15 protein-coding genes are annotated in these 16,026 nt (G+C 34.5%); 10 read left to right on the top strand and 5 right to left on the bottom strand.

Translation table 11 applies throughout. The annotated features are described in order from the left end of the window. The first annotated feature begins 108 nt into the window (after positions 1–108). The 3 genes from M666_RS13630 (at position 109) to M666_RS13620 (ending at position 3,055) form a co-directional block, all read left to right on the top strand. Positions 109–1,533, top strand: coding sequence for an L-serine ammonia-lyase (locus tag M666_RS13630; RefSeq protein WP_024480571.1), 1,425 nt, complete (start codon positions 109–111; stop codon positions 1,531–1,533). Positions 1,534–1,788: 255 nt separating this feature from the next. Continuing rightward, positions 1,789–2,565 carry a DUF3050 domain-containing protein gene (locus tag M666_RS13625; protein WP_029446313.1) on the top strand — a complete coding sequence of 259 codons (777 nt, stop codon included), beginning with the start codon at positions 1,789–1,791 and terminating at the stop codon, positions 2,563–2,565. A 4-nt stretch (positions 2,566–2,569) separates the two neighbouring features. Then, positions 2,570–3,055 (top strand): GyrI-like domain-containing protein, encoded by a 486-nt coding sequence (locus M666_RS13620; RefSeq protein ID WP_029446312.1) that lies wholly within the window; start codon positions 2,570–2,572, stop codon positions 3,053–3,055. A 21-nt stretch (positions 3,056–3,076) separates the two neighbouring features. Here M666_RS13620 and M666_RS13615 read toward each other — a convergent pair whose 3' ends face one another. Next, a complete protein-coding gene (locus M666_RS13615) occupies positions 3,077–3,640 on the bottom strand; it encodes a hypothetical protein (RefSeq protein WP_029446311.1) in 564 nt (187 codons plus the stop codon). A gap of 195 nt (positions 3,641–3,835) precedes the next feature. Here M666_RS13615 and panB point away from each other — a divergent pair, with 195 nt between their 5' ends. The 4 genes from panB to M666_RS13595 all read left to right on the top strand — a co-directional run bounded on the left by panB (position 3,836) and on the right by M666_RS13595 (position 6,460). Then, positions 3,836–4,654 carry a 3-methyl-2-oxobutanoate hydroxymethyltransferase gene (panB, locus tag M666_RS13610; protein WP_024480567.1) on the top strand — a complete coding sequence of 273 codons (819 nt, stop codon included), beginning with the start codon at positions 3,836–3,838 and terminating at the stop codon, positions 4,652–4,654. Positions 4,655–4,718: 64 nt separating this feature from the next. Beyond that, a complete protein-coding gene (gene lspA, locus M666_RS13605) occupies positions 4,719–5,198 on the top strand; it encodes a signal peptidase II (RefSeq protein WP_029446310.1) in 480 nt (159 codons plus the stop codon). Next, on the top strand, positions 5,198–5,896 hold the full coding sequence (locus tag M666_RS13600; RefSeq protein WP_029446309.1) for an RluA family pseudouridine synthase: 699 nt from the start codon (positions 5,198–5,200) through the stop codon (positions 5,894–5,896). Before lspA ends, M666_RS13600 begins: the two co-directional genes overlap by 1 nt. Positions 5,897–5,926: 30 nt before the next feature. After that, positions 5,927–6,460, top strand: coding sequence for a DUF4252 domain-containing protein (locus M666_RS13595; RefSeq protein WP_029446308.1), 534 nt, complete (start codon positions 5,927–5,929; stop codon positions 6,458–6,460). Position 6,461: 1 nt separating this feature from the next. Here the strand turns inward: M666_RS13595 and M666_RS13590 are convergent, their stop codons facing one another. Beyond that, positions 6,462–7,325, bottom strand: coding sequence for a DMT family transporter (locus tag M666_RS13590; RefSeq protein ID WP_029446307.1), 864 nt, complete (start codon positions 7,323–7,325; stop codon positions 6,462–6,464). A gap of 10 nt (positions 7,326–7,335) precedes the next feature. Continuing rightward, entirely contained in the window at positions 7,336–8,880 is a 1,545-nt protein-coding gene (locus M666_RS13585) for a hypothetical protein (RefSeq protein WP_025614975.1), read from the bottom strand. A gap of 146 nt (positions 8,881–9,026) precedes the next feature. Between M666_RS13585 and M666_RS13580 the strand changes: the two genes are divergently transcribed. Together M666_RS13580 and leuB are read left to right on the top strand one after the other, a co-directional pair. Further along, complete coding sequence (locus M666_RS13580; protein ID WP_025614974.1) at positions 9,027–10,199, top strand: 2-isopropylmalate synthase; 1,173 nt, start codon at positions 9,027–9,029, stop codon at positions 10,197–10,199. Beyond that, entirely contained in the window at positions 10,199–11,317 is a 1,119-nt protein-coding gene (gene leuB, locus M666_RS13575) for a 3-isopropylmalate dehydrogenase (protein WP_029446306.1), read from the top strand. Before M666_RS13580 ends, leuB begins: the two co-directional genes overlap by 1 nt. Positions 11,318–11,380: 63 nt before the next feature. Here leuB and M666_RS13570 read toward each other — a convergent pair whose 3' ends face one another. Next, positions 11,381–12,619: a peroxiredoxin family protein gene (locus tag M666_RS13570; protein WP_029446305.1), complete on the bottom strand. Its 1,239-nt coding sequence runs from the start codon at positions 12,617–12,619 to the stop codon at positions 11,381–11,383. 276 nt (positions 12,620–12,895) lie between these two features. On the opposite strand from M666_RS13570, the gene pheT reads away from it, so the two are divergent. After that, positions 12,896–15,322: a phenylalanine--tRNA ligase subunit beta gene (gene pheT / locus M666_RS13565; RefSeq protein ID WP_029446304.1), complete on the top strand. Its 2,427-nt coding sequence runs from the start codon at positions 12,896–12,898 to the stop codon at positions 15,320–15,322. A gap of 38 nt (positions 15,323–15,360) precedes the next feature. On the opposite strand, the gene M666_RS13560 is transcribed toward pheT, so the two are convergent. Continuing rightward, a complete protein-coding gene (locus tag M666_RS13560) occupies positions 15,361–15,912 on the bottom strand; it encodes a fasciclin domain-containing protein (protein ID WP_024480557.1) in 552 nt (183 codons plus the stop codon). Positions 15,913–16,026: the final 114 nt, after the last annotated feature.

Raw genomic sequence — 16,026 nt, 5'->3', positions numbered from 1 at the left:
TGGATATATTCCTAATTAATGGATAATATCCTTAAATAAATAAATTTAGAAATTGTGAAATTAGTCAGTACATTTACCCTTGAAAGTTGTATTTATAACAAATTATTTATGGAGTCAATCAGTACTTTTGATATGCTTAAAATTGGGGTGGGACCCTCAAGTTCACATACCCTAGGACCTTGGCGTGCTGCTGAAAAATGGATTAAAGAATTACATGCCAATGAAAACTTCATAGATGTTGTTGAAATCAATGTATCTATTTACGGTTCGTTATCACTCACAGGTAAAGGGCATGCTACCGATTATGCCGTGATGTTAGGTCTGTCTGGTCAGGACCCTGAATATATTCCTATAGAACACATTTCTAGCATAGTAAAACGCATTAAAGAAGAACAAAAAATAGAATTTGACGGGAAACTAACCCTTAGCTTTAACCCTGATAAAAATATTATATTCAAAAAAGAATTCCTTCCTTTTCATGCCAATGGGATGACATTCGAGGCCCTCTTGAACACAGGAAAAAAAATTAAAAATACATATTACTCTATTGGCGGCGGATTTGTAGTAAAAGAAGAACGGAAAAGAGCAAAGAAGAATTTAGAAATTTTTAAAGCTTTTCCCTTTCCAGTAACCAATGGCGTAGAATTGTTAGCTTTCTGCGCTAAAGAGCAAAAAACAGTATCAGAAATAGTTTTAGAGAATGAACGCTCCTTGCGTACAGACGCTGAGATAGACCATGAATTACATCGCATCTGGGATACCATGCTTGAATGTATGTATACCGGTTGCCATACAGAAGGTTCTTTACCGGGCGGATTAAATGTCCGCAGACGTGCTTTTGACATGCATTTAAAATTAAAAGATAGCGAGCCCTATACTACCCCACAGGAATGGCTTTCTGCTATACGAAAAACCGAAGTTAAATTCAGACAAATTTTACAATGGGTAAGTTGTTTTGCTTTAGCCGTTAATGAAGTTAATGCTTCATTAGGACGAGTTGTTACAGCCCCCACCAATGGTAGCGCAGGAGTAATTCCTGCCGTTTTGATGTATTATTTGGTTATTGAAGATCATACCGCAGGTTTTGAAGATATCAAAAAATTCTTGTTGGTTTCTGGTGAAATAGGAAGCATCTTTAAAAAGGGCGCTACTATTTCTGCCGCTATGGGCGGGTGCCAAGCAGAAATTGGTGTATCTTCTGCCATGGCAGCAGGTGCATTAACAGAACTATTAGGCGGTACTCCAGAGCAAGTATTAATGGCCGCAGAAATTGCTATGGAACACCACTTAGGATTAACCTGTGATCCTATTGGTGGTTTGGTACAAATACCCTGCATTGAACGTAATTCTATGGGCGCTATTAAAGCCATTAATGCGGCAGAATTAGCCCTAGGTTCAGACCCTAAAGATGCTAAAGTACCGTTGGATAAAGTGGTACAAACGATGTGGGAAACAGCAAAAGATATGAACTCTAAATACAAAGAAACCTCTGAAGGAGGTTTGGCTGTAGGGGTGTTCTTGAGTGATTGTTAATTATATTAATTTCTAAAAAAAAGAACCATGGCAAAAAGTAAAGACGCAAAAAAGAATGTAAAAAAAGAACCTCTAAAAACAGCTAAAGAAAAGAAAGAGGAGAAAAGAGCCAAAAAAAAATAACCTTATGCTAATATCTCTGAGAGGATCATCTTCCAGAGATTTTTTCTTTTCTATTAAGTTTATTCCTATATAAATAGTTTTAATTTTATTTTCGACGATTTTCTTGTTTCTTCGTAAGAAAATTCCAGAATCATGAATAAATTAGACCATATAGAGAATGAGCTTGCCGACTTAAGGCTACAATTAAAATCTCATGCCCTCTATAAAAATCTTAATGATTTAGATGATGTTAAGGTTTTCATGGAACATCATGTTTTTGCTGTTTGGGACTTTATGTCGCTTTTAAAAGCATTACAGATTGACCTAACCACAACCACAACCCCTTGGATTCCTAGAAAAAACGCCACTTTAGCTCGTTTTATCAATGAAATTGTTCACGGCGAAGAAAGTGATGTGAACGAAGAAGAAATCCCAAGAAGCCATTTTGAAATGTACTTAGAGGCCATGGATCAAATTGGTGCTAGTACCGCAACTATAGCCTCATTTATTAAAGCGATTGAAAATGGTACTGCTGTGACAAGCGCATTAGAAGCAAGTGCAATTGACTCCTCTGTTATTAATTTTGTCAACTTTTCATTTGATGCTATTGCTACTAAAAAAACGCATGTAGTGGCTTCTGCCTTTACTTTTGGCCGCGAAGACTTAATTCCAGATATGTTTTTTGAAATCTTAAAGCAAGCTGACAAAGAGAATACACATTATAATAAATTGAGGTACTATTTAGAGCGCCATATAGAATTAGATGGCGATGAACACGGTCCGCTTTCTTTAAAAATGATTTCAGAATTATGTGGGGATGATGAGACAAAATGGAAGGAAACATTAGATAGCGCTAAGGAGGCCTTGCAAAAGCGGATTGAATTATGGGATGGAATAACTAAAATAATTCTAACGAAAAAAGACGCTTAGAAAAATGAACTACCGCATTGAAACACTTCCTGAAATAAAACTAGCAGGCAAACAATTGACCATGTCTTTTGCTCATGACAGAACTCCTGAACTCTGGAAGAGCTTTATGCCTTTTAAAAAATTGATTTCAAATAGTGCTGCTCCAGATTTATACAGTATGCAACGGTATACAAATACTTTCAGTTATCAAGATTTTGATCCTAACACCCCCTTTACCAAATGGGCGGCTATAGCCGTTACTAGCTTTGACAATATACCTGACATTTTTGAAACCTACACCCTTCAGGGTGGCTTGTATGCCGTGTTTAAACACGTAGGGTCTGCCATGGAGTTTAGAAAAACTTTTGATGCTATTTTCTTAGCATGGTTACCTACCTCAGATTACCTCATTGATGATCGGGAACATTTTGAATTATTAGGTGAAAAATATAGCAATACGGCTCTAGATTCAGAAGAAGAAATTTGGATTCCTATCCGATTTAAAAACTAAATTAATTTACCCCGTAAAGAATTAGAATCTATAACCAATCCTTAGATGTAAATTTACAGCAACCTCACCTTCGTTCTCTAGGTAGCCCGCCTGTTTAGCAAAAGTGTATTGATAACCAATACCTATCCCTGTCTCATACATAACATGTTTACCAATAGGTCTTCTAATACCCCAAGTAGGAATAATTGATATATCACTAATAACCCTAATATTTTCGTAATTAGAGATGACAAACCAATCTGGATGATAGGACGTTTTTAAGCCGATAAAATTTCCGCTGTTTCCATCAATTCTTCGTGATTTATGCATTCGTTTATTCAAATTATAATACAATCTTGGCTCTAAGGTCAACACCGGTGTTAATAAAAACCCTGTTTCATCATAAAAATCTCCTCCCCAAATTCCTGTATCAAAACCTATTTCGGAACGTAAGGCTATTATAGTTGATAATTTTGATTCGTTTTGCACCCAAATTCCAAGAAATCCTGTTTGAATGCCGTAGGTAGATTGCTCCACACTTGCACTTTGAGAATGCACTAGTAAACTAAAGCTACAGAAAGCTAATGTTGCTAAAAATATTTTCATTTTCTATGTTTTAAGAGGGTTATGATGAGTCTATCCTTAGGACACAAGAATTATGCCGAATTTAATCTATGAAAAAGTATACACCATTCTTAGCATTTACTTTTTACACCGTAATAAAAAATTAAAACTGAAATACATCAAGCTCATAAAACCGAATCAATTTCCTTACTTTTAACGCACCAAATAAAAGAACTAATGTCTGTTGCAAAAAAAGAATACAAAAGAGTGACTGTTAAATCTCTTGTAGAGATGAAAAAGAACGGTGAAAAAATTTCAATGTTAACAGCCTATGATTATTCTATGGCTAAAATTGTTGATGCCGCCAATGTAGATGTTATCCTTGTTGGAGACTCTGCTAGTAACGTAATGGCAGGACACGAAACTACCCTACCTATTACTTTAGATCAAATGATTTATCATGCATCATCTGTAATAAGAGCTGTAAATAGAGCTTTAGTTGTTGTAGATATTCCTTTTGGAAGCTACCAAAGTGATCCTAAAGAAGCTTTGCGTTCTGCTATTAGAATCATGAAAGAAAGTGGTGGTCATGCCGTTAAAGTTGAAGGTGGTTTAGAAATTAAAGAATCTGTAAAGAGAATATTAAACGCAGGGATTCCTGTCATGGGGCATTTAGGCCTAACCCCTCAATCTATTTATAAATTTGGAACCTATACCGTACGTGCTAAAGAAGAGGAAGAAGCTAAAAAGCTAAAAGAAGACGCCCTAATGCTTGAAAAAGCTGGGTGTTTTGCTATTGTTTTAGAAAAAATTCCCGCAACTTTAGCAAAAGAAGTAGCTGAGTTAGTAAATATTCCTGTTATAGGAATAGGCGCAGGTAATGGTGTAGATGGCCAAGTTTTAGTAGTTCATGATTTAGTTGGACTTACTCAAGAATTTAATCCAAGGTTCTTACGTAGGTATATGAATTTATTTGAAGAAATGGGGAAAGCTATTTCTGACTACGTTTCTGATGTAAAAAGCAGAGATTTTCCTAGTGATGATGAGCAGTACTAGATTTTAAACAATATAACAGTAGCCCCATACAAATAGTAAACTTTTTAATATTTTATTTAATTTTTTGAAAAAAATAGCCATTCTCATTCTCGTTCTTTTAAACATTGGTTGTGATCAAATCAGTAAAAAGATGGTCCGTAACACCGTAGACAAAAACGATTATATTCAATTAGTACAAGACAATTTTATTCTTACAAATGTAGAAAATACGGGAGCTATGCTTGGTTTTGGACAAAGCTTCCCTCCCCTATTAAAAATAATTTTGTTGCAAATTTTACCCGTGCTCGTTTTAGTGTTTATTCTTATCAATATCTTAAGAAAAACGCATTTAAATAAGTGGTTAATTGTTGCTTTTTCTTGCGTCATTGGTGGCGGAATTGGAAATTTAATGGATCGGATTGCTTTTGGTAGTGTCACCGATTTTTTCATCATAAAACTAGGCTTCTTCAAAACAGGGATCTTTAATATGGCCGATGTTTCGGTCACTGTTGGCGTTATTCTTATTTTTATTTTAAGCATGCGTCATAAAAACCTTCAATTTTAGTGGATAATAAAACACTTTCTACCGCCAAAAATCTTCTAGTCATCTACGAAGACAATCATTTAATTGCTATAAATAAGCGCCCTGGAGATATTGTTCAAGGAGATAAAACTGGCGACGTTCCTTTAAGCGATGTGGTCAAAGAATACATCAAAATAAAATATACTAAACCAGGTAATGTATATCTCGGTGTTGCCCACCGCTTAGACAGGCCCACTTCAGGCATTGTTGTATTTGCTAAAACATCGAAAGCATTACCTCGATTAAATAAGTTGTTTGCAGAAAAAGACGCAAAGAAGACCTATTGGGCTGTGGTAAAAAATCAGCCACCAAAACAAAAAGATTTGCTTACCCATTGGCTAAAACGTAATACCAAGCAGAATAAATCTTACGCAAATACTAAAGAAGTTCCGGAAAGCAAAAAAGCCATTCTAAGTTATACCGTTGCTAAAAAACTTGATAATTATTTTCTTTTAGAGATTGATCTACATACCGGAAGACATCATCAAATTCGTGCACAACTAACAGCAATTGGTTGCGTAATTAAGGGCGATTTAAAATACGGTGCAGATCGCAGCAATAAAGATGGAAGAATTCACCTACATGCAAGAAAACTATCGTTTATACATCCTGTAAAAAAAGAAGCCATCACCATTCTTGCCGAACCACCTAATGAGCCTATCTGGAATGCATGTTTGTAAATTTTCTTACTTTTAAAAAAATACGACACTATGATCTTCTTTAGAAAAATTACCCTAATCGTAATTATTACATGCTTTGCTTCTTGTGGCAGTCACAACAGTATGGAAAGTTTCTATGCTGCCCATAAGAATGACAATCAAGTTAGTGCCGTGAGAGTGCCACAATTTATGCTTAGCCTCTTGAGTGGTATTTCTCCTGAAACTGAAGCCCTAATCGGAGACACCAAGGATCTTCGCTATATTAAGTTTCCAAGCACCACTGCAGATAAAACTGATTTTCTCAATACCCAAATGAATATCATAGCGGGATCTAAATTTATTGAAATATACCGTAAAAATGATGACTTAAAACGTAGTGTGATTGCTGTGAGAGAACGCAAAAATGTGGTCAAAGAAATATTGATTTACAACAACAATGCACAGCAAGCTACTTTCCTTTATTTTAATGGGAACTTTGACCCTATAAAAGTGCGGGAAATGGCTCAGAATGCAATATTCGACGAGCTAACCAATGGTTTAATTCAACAATTCAATATCCAGAGCTCTGCAATTAGAAATGATTAAGCTACGCTTTTTTTGAGGAGCGGATACTTTCAATCACTACAGAACTTAGAATTAAGACACCCCCGATAAGGGTGTTTATTTTAGGAAATTCGCTTAGAAAAATTGCCCCTAAAAGAATTCCATAAATAGGCTGAACGCTACTCAAAATACTTACGGTGGTAATCGAGAAGTTTTTAAAACTATTCAAAAATAAGGTATGCCCTATAGCGGTAGTTAGTAATGCCAAAGCAGCCAATCCTTTCCATTCACTCAACACCACATCTAACTGCACCGTACTATAGAACGGAGATAGCAATACACTAATCACTAATAATTGATAACACATTAACATGGAGCCATTATATTTGGCTGCTTTCGCTTTTAGCAATAAATTCCGTAGCGAATAAAATAAGGCTGACAAGGTTCCTACACCAACCGCAAGGGTATAATCATTGCCCACATCAAAACTAGGCACTAGAAAATAAATTCCTGCTAAAACAAGTAGCGCCAAAACCAAATGTATTTTTTGAAATTTGGTTTTCAGTAATAAGGGTTCTAGAAAAGCGGTTAATATTGGATAGGTAAACAGAGAGATCATCCCTATAGCGACATTAGACAAGCGCAATGCATAGAAATAGGTAATCCAATGAAGTCCCAATAGAACACCACTAACGAAGACCGCTCCCAAATCTTTCTTTGGCACCCGAAGCGATATCTTCTTCCACTTACAAAAAAGGAATAATAACACCACCGCAATGACCGCTCTTACCCCAATAGTTACCGGTACTGGTAAATTCACATACCTTCCTAGAGCACCAGAAGTACTCACAAAAAGCATGGCTAAATTTAATTCTACTAAATGATTAAGATGATTGGGATTCTTCAAAAAATGTGATCTATCGCGTTAAAGTAGCAGCTTTCTCTTTTATGATTTGTGCCACTGGTTTATTCTCTAAATGACTTTCTAACCACGATAATATATCTAAATATAAAAAGGCCCTTTTCTCATAAGGATGATCCTCATATTTTTTAAGTGAATCATATAATTTCTGAAACTCATTTCGCAATTCGTTTGGATAGATATCACCTAAACCACGTAAAAATTTAATCATCTCCTTCTGAACAGCATGCAAATCGTTCATTTTTAATAAAAACTTATACGTACTTTTTAATTGCACCTCTAAATGATAATCCATTCCTGCTTCATAATGAGCCACCAGACTTAAAACACGTGCAAAGCACATTAAGTCCTCACGCATTTTAAGGTTTTTATTATTTATAATTTTCTTCAAATAAGAAATACAGGTCTTATTATCTCCCATTCCAAAATACAAACAAGCTATTTTGTAATAGAATAACATGATGTGGTGTTCATCGATACGGTCTTTGTGTTTTACAATTCCGTATTCAATAATTTTCACCAAATACACCCCTTTCTCAAAGGTACCTTCTAAGAAATGAAGGTTTAATTTATTGCTATTGATGTATAAAAAAGCTAAGGAGGTTACATTGTCATTTTGAGGGAAATCTTTCTCATTGATAGTAACTTCTAAATGCTCTAAAACTTCTTTAAATTGAGAACTGTAGCGTACATAAAAAAGCGACTCTAATAAATAATTATTCCCCTTTAAATAAAATACAGGGTTTAAATAGATCATTTCTTTATGTTCATAAAACAAATCTGACCATTTACTAGCATATTTATAACAAGATAAAAAATCCTGTATTAAAAAACTATACCATAAATGTGCCTTGTACAACCATAATTTTTCCCGAAAACCTAAATTTTCAATTTTATACTTAGGCAAATGACTCTCAAAATATTTTTTTACAAATTGATAATCTTCATCACTACGTACGTAGCCCATCTTTAGCATTTGACCATACAGTTGCAAAGACAAATTAGACAACTTACTCGTCATCACATTCTGAGCAGAAAGTTCTTTAGCTTGTACCGCTAGTTCATCTGCACGATCTGGAATACTACGTGTAATATATTGAGTTTCAATAATTTTCTCGAGCTCCACAATTTCATAAGCTATATTCTTTTCTTCATTCTCTATAGCTGTAGCTTTTGCTTTATCTAAAATTTTAAGACTCTGCTTATACAAGCCTTTTTGATAAAGAATAGTGGCAAAATCTAATTGTTCTCTAATTTGAACACGTATATTTTGGTTTACAGGGTTTAACCGAAGGCTTATTAAAATTTGTTTATATAGGTGTGCTTTTAAGTTGGAAAGCTGCGCTTTTTTAACAATTCCTGTTTCTAGAATAACTTTTTCATCATATTCCCTTACTTTATCTAACAAATTAAACAATGCTAGAAATTTAGCATCGGTATTCACCCCTAAACGACCTACATATAATTTAAACTGTCGTTTTTCTGACTTAGAAAGTGATTTTATAAGAACAAATAAAGAATCTTTATTGGCATTTGTCATCGTAAAATATATTATTTAACTACCTGTTTATCAAATACTTGAATATCCTCAAAACCATCTAAACGTTGTAAATGATTTTATACCTCTACTTTAATTAATAAGAGTACGTCTATATTCGTATTGACTAGTAAAACTACGCAAATATAATGAGCAAAGATATAGTACAAATATTTGATACCACACTAAGAGACGGAGAACAAGTTCCTGGATGTAAATTAGACACCACCCAAAAATTGGTGATTGCAGAACGTCTTGAGCTTCTTGGCGTAGATGTCATAGAAGCAGGCTTTCCTGTTTCTAGTCCTGGTGATTTTAAATCTGTTCAAGAAATCGCAAAACTTGTTAAAAATGCAACCGTATGCGGATTAACAAGAGCTGTAAAAAAAGATATAGAAGTTGCTGCAGAAGCTTTAAAGTTTGCTAAGCGACCAAGAATACATACGGGAATAGGAACTTCTGAATCTCATATAAAATTTAAGTTTAACTCTAACAAAGATGCTATTATAGAACGTGCTGTAGAGGCGGTTTCTTATGCAAAATCTTTTGTGGAAGATGTAGAATTTTATGCTGAAGATGCCGGTAGAACAGATAATGAGTTTTTAGCTCGAGTCTGTGAAGCGGTGATTAAAGCTGGAGCAACGGTACTTAACATTCCTGATACAACAGGATATTGCTTACCAGATGAATATGGTGCTAAAATTAAGTACCTATATGAAAATGTAAAAGGAATTGACAGAGCCATTCTTTCCTGTCACTGTCATAATGATTTAGGTTTAGCTACAGCAAACTCTATTGCTGGTGTTATTAATGGTGCAAGACAAATTGAATGTACCATAAACGGTATTGGCGAACGCGCTGGTAATACCGCTTTAGAAGAAGTTGTCATGATCTTAAGACAACACCCTACCCTAGGTTTAGACACCAATATCAATAGTAAATTATTGAACGATACAAGCCGTATGGTCTCTCAGAAAATGGGAATGATGGTACAGCCTAACAAAGCAATTGTAGGCGCAAATGCCTTTGCACATAGTTCTGGTATTCACCAGGATGGTGTGATTAAAAATAGGGAAACCTATGAAATCATTGATCCTTTAGATGTTGGCGTTGATGAATCTTCCATTGTACTAACAGCAAGAAGTGGTAGAGCTGCTTTGGCGTATAGAGCAAAAATTGTCGGTTATGAATTAACCAAAAAACAATTGGATATTGTTTATGAGGAGTTTTTGAAATATGCGGATAAAAAGAAAGAAATAGTTGATGAAGATATTCATGAAATTATTGAAACAAGTAATATTAATATTGAAAGCGTCGCCTAATGAATATTAACATTGCTCTTTTACCAGGAGATGGTATTGGCCCAGAAGTTATCGCACAAGCAGTAAAATGTTTAAAAGCGGTAGAGGAAACATTTGGCCATCAATTTTCATTTACTACAGAACTTATTGGCGGTGCGGCTATATTGGAAACCAAAAAAGCACTCCCAGAAAAAACTATAAAGCTTTGTTTAGAATCTGATGCCGTACTTTTTGGAGCTATTGGCTTACCAGAATATGACAACAATCCTGACGCCAAAATTAGACCAGAAAATGGTTTATTTGAATTGCGTAAGGCATTAGGCGTTTTTACAAATATTAGACCGGTAGCTGTGTTTCCTACCTTATTAAAAAAATCTCCTTTAAAAGAAGCCGTTTTAAAAGGAACAGACTTTGTAATTTACAGAGAACTTACTGGCGGAATTTACGGAGGTGAACATTCATTAAGTGATGATGGCACACAAGCTACAGACATAGCTTCCTATACCGAAAGTGAAATTAGTAGAATTACCCATTTAGCATTTAAAGCTGCTAAAAAAAGAGGAAAAAAAATTACGCTAATCGATAAGTCCAATGTATTAGAAACTTCTAGATTATGGCGTAGAGTGGTAAAGCGTATTAGTGAGAGTTATCCTGAAGTAGCCTTAGAGTGTATTTATTTACATAATGCTATTATGCAGATGATTTTAAACCCTAGTAGGTTTGATGTAATTTTAGCTCCTAATCTTTTTGGAGATATTATTTCTGACCAAGCCAGTGTCATTGGAGGCTCTATAGGCCTATTGCCTTCGGCATCTATAGGAGATGGTATTGCTATGTTTGAACCTATTCACGGATCATATCCGCAGGCTACAGGAAAAGATATTGCCAACCCAATAGCTGCTATACTTTCTGCCGCCATGTTATTACAACATTTTGGATTAGAAGAAGAATCTAGAGCAGTCGTATCTGCTGTAAATAAATCATTAAAGAAAAATATAGTTACCCCCGATATAAATTCAAAAAGCAAATATGGCACCAACGATGTGGGCGATTTTATTGCGAACAATATTGTTGATACCGATGACAGTCTTAATATGAATTATGAAAATATTGGATTGGGTAAATCCACTATTATTTAAAAATACCCAGAATTAGTCCGTTAAACGCCTTTCAAATTAAATTTTGAAAGGCTTTTTCGGTTTTTACTCCTGAGCTAAACCTTTTACGAGCTCCGTAAACTCTGCTTTAAATGCAGCATACTTTTCCCCCGTTGCAGGCCCATTGAACCCTGTTTTTATTTTACGAACTACACCCTGCTTATCTATAAATAAGGTCGTTGGATAGGACAAGACATGGTTCAACATTGGCAATTTCTTTTGCGCTTCTTCTTTATCTGCAGTACCATATTGCGCCAACAATACTGGATAATCAATACCTACTCGTTCTTTTAAACGCTTTATAGCCTTAAAAGCATCTTCTTCTGTTTTGGCATATTCAAAGGATAGCGCTACTACTTCCAATTCTAAATCCTGATTGTTTTTTACAAAATCTACCAGAAATTTAGTTTCATCTAAACAATTAGGACACCAAGTACCCATGATCTGCACCAAAACTGCTTTATTTTTAAATTTAGCATCTGATAAAGACACGATGTTTCCTTCTGCATCCGGAAACGAAAAACTAAATTCATCATAACCCTCCTTTAAATAGGTAAGAGAATCTTCATCTGGCAGTTCAAATACCTCATTACGAACGGCAGTAAATGGTTCTTTAAAATGATTTCCAGAGTAAAATGTTCCATTTAATGTACTATCACTCACTTTAGCAGTAAACAAAAAAGCGTGCGCCCCATCAAAGGCAGATAGCTTCAGGGAATCGCCATCTAGAACACCATCTAAATACCGGTAATCTCCTGTTGTGGTTCTAAAAGTACCATGAACCTTATTATTTTTCTGTAGAAAGATACCTTTGCCAAGGTAAAAATCCTCAGTATCTGGACTAAATTTTGTTTCCCAAACACCAGACATAGACGCTTTACTATCTGTATTGACAACAAATCTATCGGTTTTACCAAAAGTAGCCATGAATGGCACTACCCGGTCTAAACTTTCCTTTATAAAATTACCCTTAATAGTATCTCCTTCAAATGTTCCTTGTAAATACCCTTCAAATACAGGAAATTTAATGGTAACCGAATTTCCCGAAATTGTAATTTCATCGGTATGAATTAATTCTTCCGCATTATAAATATCAGCGGTATAAGAATCATCCGGCTCTCTGTTAATACTTAAATTGAACGGTAATTTTTGATGATCCATAACTTGCAATTCCACGAGCCATTTTCCATCTTTCAGTATTTCATGATTTACTTTAGCCGCTTTATCCTCTTTACAAGAAAATAATAAGACAAAAACTCCAGCAATAAGCACCAACTTCTTCATAATTCCTTCTTTTTCAAAGCCGAAATAACAATTAATTTGTTACAATTAAAAATAAAAATCAATTCAATTAAATAGCTATTGAATGTCTTGACACATTGTTTTATATTTGTGCGCTGTTATCTGCAAATTATTAGAAGCTAATAATAGCAAGGTTTACTAAAACAAAAATCAAAAACCAACACTAACGATCCGATAAGGATACTTAAGTATTGCAGTATGGTTCTAAGAATTAGAACAGTACAACTTACTTAAACTCGGAATTGAAAATATTATTAAATGAAAATATCTTACAACTGGCTAAAACAATTTTTACAGATTAGCTGGGAAGCGGAACAAACTGCGGAATTATTAACCGATCTTGGTTTGGAAGTAGAAGGAATTGAAGCATTTGAATCTACTAAAGGCGGTTTAAAAGGGATTGTTGTAGGTCATGTTTTAACTTGTGAGAAACATTCAAACGCAGATAAATTAAAAGTTACCACTGTTGATATTGGATTAGAACAACCAATTCAAATAGTCTGTGGCGCAGCTAATGTTGCTCAAGGACAAAAAGTACCCGTAGCTACTATTGGCACTAAACTTTACACCAAAGAAGGGGAAGAATGGGTTATTAAGAAAGGTAAAATTCGTGGTGAAGAAAGTCACGGAATGATTTGCGCTGAAGACGAAATTGGCGTGGGAGAAAGTCACGATGGCATCATGGTATTAAGCGATGATCTAAAACCAGGAACTCCTTGTGCTGCAATTTTTGAAGTAGAAACTGACACTGTTTTTGAAATTGGCTTAACGCCGAACAGAGCAGATGCCATGAGTCATTTAGGTGTTGCTAGAGATTTAAAAGCGGGACTAAAGCAAAAAGATATTCAGCTAGAACTAATTACCCCTTCCGTTAGTAATTTTCACATTACCAACAGGTCTTTAAAAATTGATGTTAATGTTACAGATAATAAACTAGCTCCAAGATATGCCGGGGTAACCATTAACAATCTAACGGTACAAGAGTCTCCTAACTGGTTAAAAAATAGATTGAAAGCTATTGGTCTAAGCCCAATAAATAATATTGTAGATGTTACTAACTATGTACTTCATGAATTAGGACAGCCTTTACATGCTTTTGACGTTAACAAAATAAAGGACCATAAAATACAAGTAAAAACTCTTGCTACAGGCACTAAATTTAAAACTTTAGATGGCGTAGAGATTGAGTTGCATGAAGATGATTTAATGATCTGTGACTCAGAAAAACCACTTTGTATTGCTGGTGTTTACGGAGGTTTAAATTCTGGTGTTACAAAAGATACAACCTCTATATTTTTAGAAAGTGCCTATTTTGATCCAATTTCTGTACGAAAAACATCAAAAAGACACGGCTTTAATACAGATGCATCTTTTAGATTTGAAAGAGGTATAGATATTAATAGTGTAGAATACTGTTTAAAAAGGGCTGCTATTTTAATACAACAAATAGCCGGCGGTGATATCACTTCTGATATTATTGATCAGTACCCGAATAAACAGAACGATTATCAGGTGTTCTTGACCTATAAGAAAATCAACAGATTAATAGGACAAGAAATTCCTCAAGACATTATAAAATCTATACTCGCTTCTTTAGATATAAAACTTAATAACGTTACAGAAACAGGGTTAGGCTTAACTATTCCTTTCTATCGCGTTGATGTGCGTAGAGAAGTAGATGTTATTGAGGAAATCTTAAGAGTATACGGCTATAACAATATTAATTTTAAGCAAAAATTAAACGCCTCTATAGCTACTACGAGTCCGTTTGAAGATTATAAAATTCAGTCTATTATAGGTGATTTCCTATCTGCAAAAGGTTTTAATGAAATCATGACTAACAGTTTAACTGCTCCTACTTATAACGAGCAGCTAGACAAATTAAACGAAGACCACACGGTAAAAATCATTAATCCTTTGAGTAATGATCTTTCCGTAATGAGAAGAACTTTATTATTTTCTGGTTTAGAAGCCGTATTATATAATAGTAATAGAAAAAGACAGAATTTAAAATTCTTTGAGTTTGGAAAAAGTTACCACAACTACAATGGGCAGAAAGAAGAAAATAAACACTTAGTGCTTTTCTTAACAGGAAATAAGAATGAAGACTCTTGGATTGCTCCTGCAGCCAAAACAAGCTTCTTTACATTAAAATCTCATGTGGAAAGTATCTTAGAACGTTTAGGTGTGAAAAACATAGCCACCGTGATTTCTAAAAGCGATGAATTTTCTGAAGCCATAGCATTAAAATCTGGAAAATTAGAGCTAGTAAACTTTGGAACCGTTAAAAAATCAATCCTTAAAAGTTTTGATTTGAAAAATGAAGTGTTGTATGCCGACTTTAAATGGGATGAAATCTTAAAACTTATAAGCAATCATGAGATAGCTTACCAAGAAATTTCTAAATTCCCTGAAGTAAAAAGAGATTTTGCTTTGCTTATTAATGATGAGGTGTATTTTAAGGACATACATAACATTGCCTTTGAAACAGAAAAATCATTACTAAAAGAAGTGAGTCTTTTTGATGTATACACAGGATCAAAATTACCAAAAGGGAAAAAATCTTATGCGGTTAGCTTTACTCTTAAATCAGAGAAAGCAACATTGACAGACAAGCAGATTGAAAAGATCATGACAAAATTCAAGCAGAATTTTGAAACTAAGCTTGGAGCAGAATTAAGATAATAATATCATCGTATTGTAAACACAAGTAAAGCTTAAAACTAAGCTTTACTTGCAATATGACTTACACTATCAATCACATGAATAACACCGTTACATTGTGTAGCATCTGCTTTTGTGATGATAGATTGTTGACCGTATTTATCCGTCAATACAATATCTAAACCTTTCATCGTAGCCACAAGAGTATCTCCTGAAATGGTCGTGAAAGTAGCTCTACCTTTTCCACTACAAAGTGCTTTTAATATTCTTGAAGCAGTTAGTTTCCCAGCAATTATATGGTACCCTAATATAGATTGTATTTCCTTTTTATTTTTAGCAAGCACTAAATCTGTTATTCTTGCTTTCGTGGAAGAGTCAAAATTAGCATCACTAGGCGCAAAAACAGTAAATTGAGCTTCGCCATCTAATAATGTTTCCAATTCTGAAACATGTACTGCCGCCATAAGTAATTGATGATTTCCGGAGTCTTCAGTATTTTTTAAAATAGATTTTTCAGGATCCATTTTAGCAGTACTATTTTTTTTCTGCGCATTAACACTAAGCATAGCAAGGGTTAACAGCACTAAAAGAGGGGATTTTAGTAACTTCATAATTCAGTGTAGGTATTAAAATTTAATCAATTTAAAAAATCTGGGAAGGTAGTTCATCGTTGAAATACCAAATAATAACGACAAGATACATCTATTATCGGGTAGTTCGTAGGT

Source organism: Cellulophaga baltica 18 (assembly GCF_000468615.2).
Classification (GTDB): domain Bacteria; phylum Bacteroidota; class Bacteroidia; order Flavobacteriales; family Flavobacteriaceae; genus Cellulophaga; species Cellulophaga baltica.
Note: the sequence above shows the minus strand (reverse complement) of the source record. Positions and strands in the feature narration are given on the sequence as shown.

What these genes read in the sequence shown, in the direction of transcription:
- M666_RS13585 (WP_025614975.1), bottom strand. Translation starts at nt 8,880, where the DNA reads ATGACAAATGCCAATAAAGATTCTTTATTTGTTCTTATAAAATCACTT.
- panB (WP_024480567.1), top strand. Translation starts at nt 3,836, where the DNA reads ATGTCTGTTGCAAAAAAAGAATACAAAAGAGTGACTGTTAAATCTCTT.
- leuB (WP_029446306.1), top strand. Translation starts at nt 10,199, where the DNA reads ATGAATATTAACATTGCTCTTTTACCAGGAGATGGTATTGGCCCAGAA.
- M666_RS13620 (WP_029446312.1), top strand. Translation starts at nt 2,570, where the DNA reads ATGAACTACCGCATTGAAACACTTCCTGAAATAAAACTAGCAGGCAAA.
- M666_RS13570 (WP_029446305.1), bottom strand. Translation starts at nt 12,619, where the DNA reads ATGAAGAAGTTGGTGCTTATTGCTGGAGTTTTTGTCTTATTATTTTCT.
- M666_RS13615 (WP_029446311.1), bottom strand. Translation starts at nt 3,640, where the DNA reads ATGAAAATATTTTTAGCAACATTAGCTTTCTGTAGCTTTAGTTTACTA.
- M666_RS13630 (WP_024480571.1), top strand. Translation starts at nt 109, where the DNA reads ATGGAGTCAATCAGTACTTTTGATATGCTTAAAATTGGGGTGGGACCC.
- M666_RS13625 (WP_029446313.1), top strand. Translation starts at nt 1,789, where the DNA reads ATGAATAAATTAGACCATATAGAGAATGAGCTTGCCGACTTAAGGCTA.
- M666_RS13595 (WP_029446308.1), top strand. Translation starts at nt 5,927, where the DNA reads ATGATCTTCTTTAGAAAAATTACCCTAATCGTAATTATTACATGCTTT.
- M666_RS13560 (WP_024480557.1), bottom strand. Translation starts at nt 15,912, where the DNA reads ATGAAGTTACTAAAATCCCCTCTTTTAGTGCTGTTAACCCTTGCTATG.
- pheT (WP_029446304.1), top strand. Translation starts at nt 12,896, where the DNA reads ATGAAAATATCTTACAACTGGCTAAAACAATTTTTACAGATTAGCTGG.
- M666_RS13580 (WP_025614974.1), top strand. Translation starts at nt 9,027, where the DNA reads ATGAGCAAAGATATAGTACAAATATTTGATACCACACTAAGAGACGGA.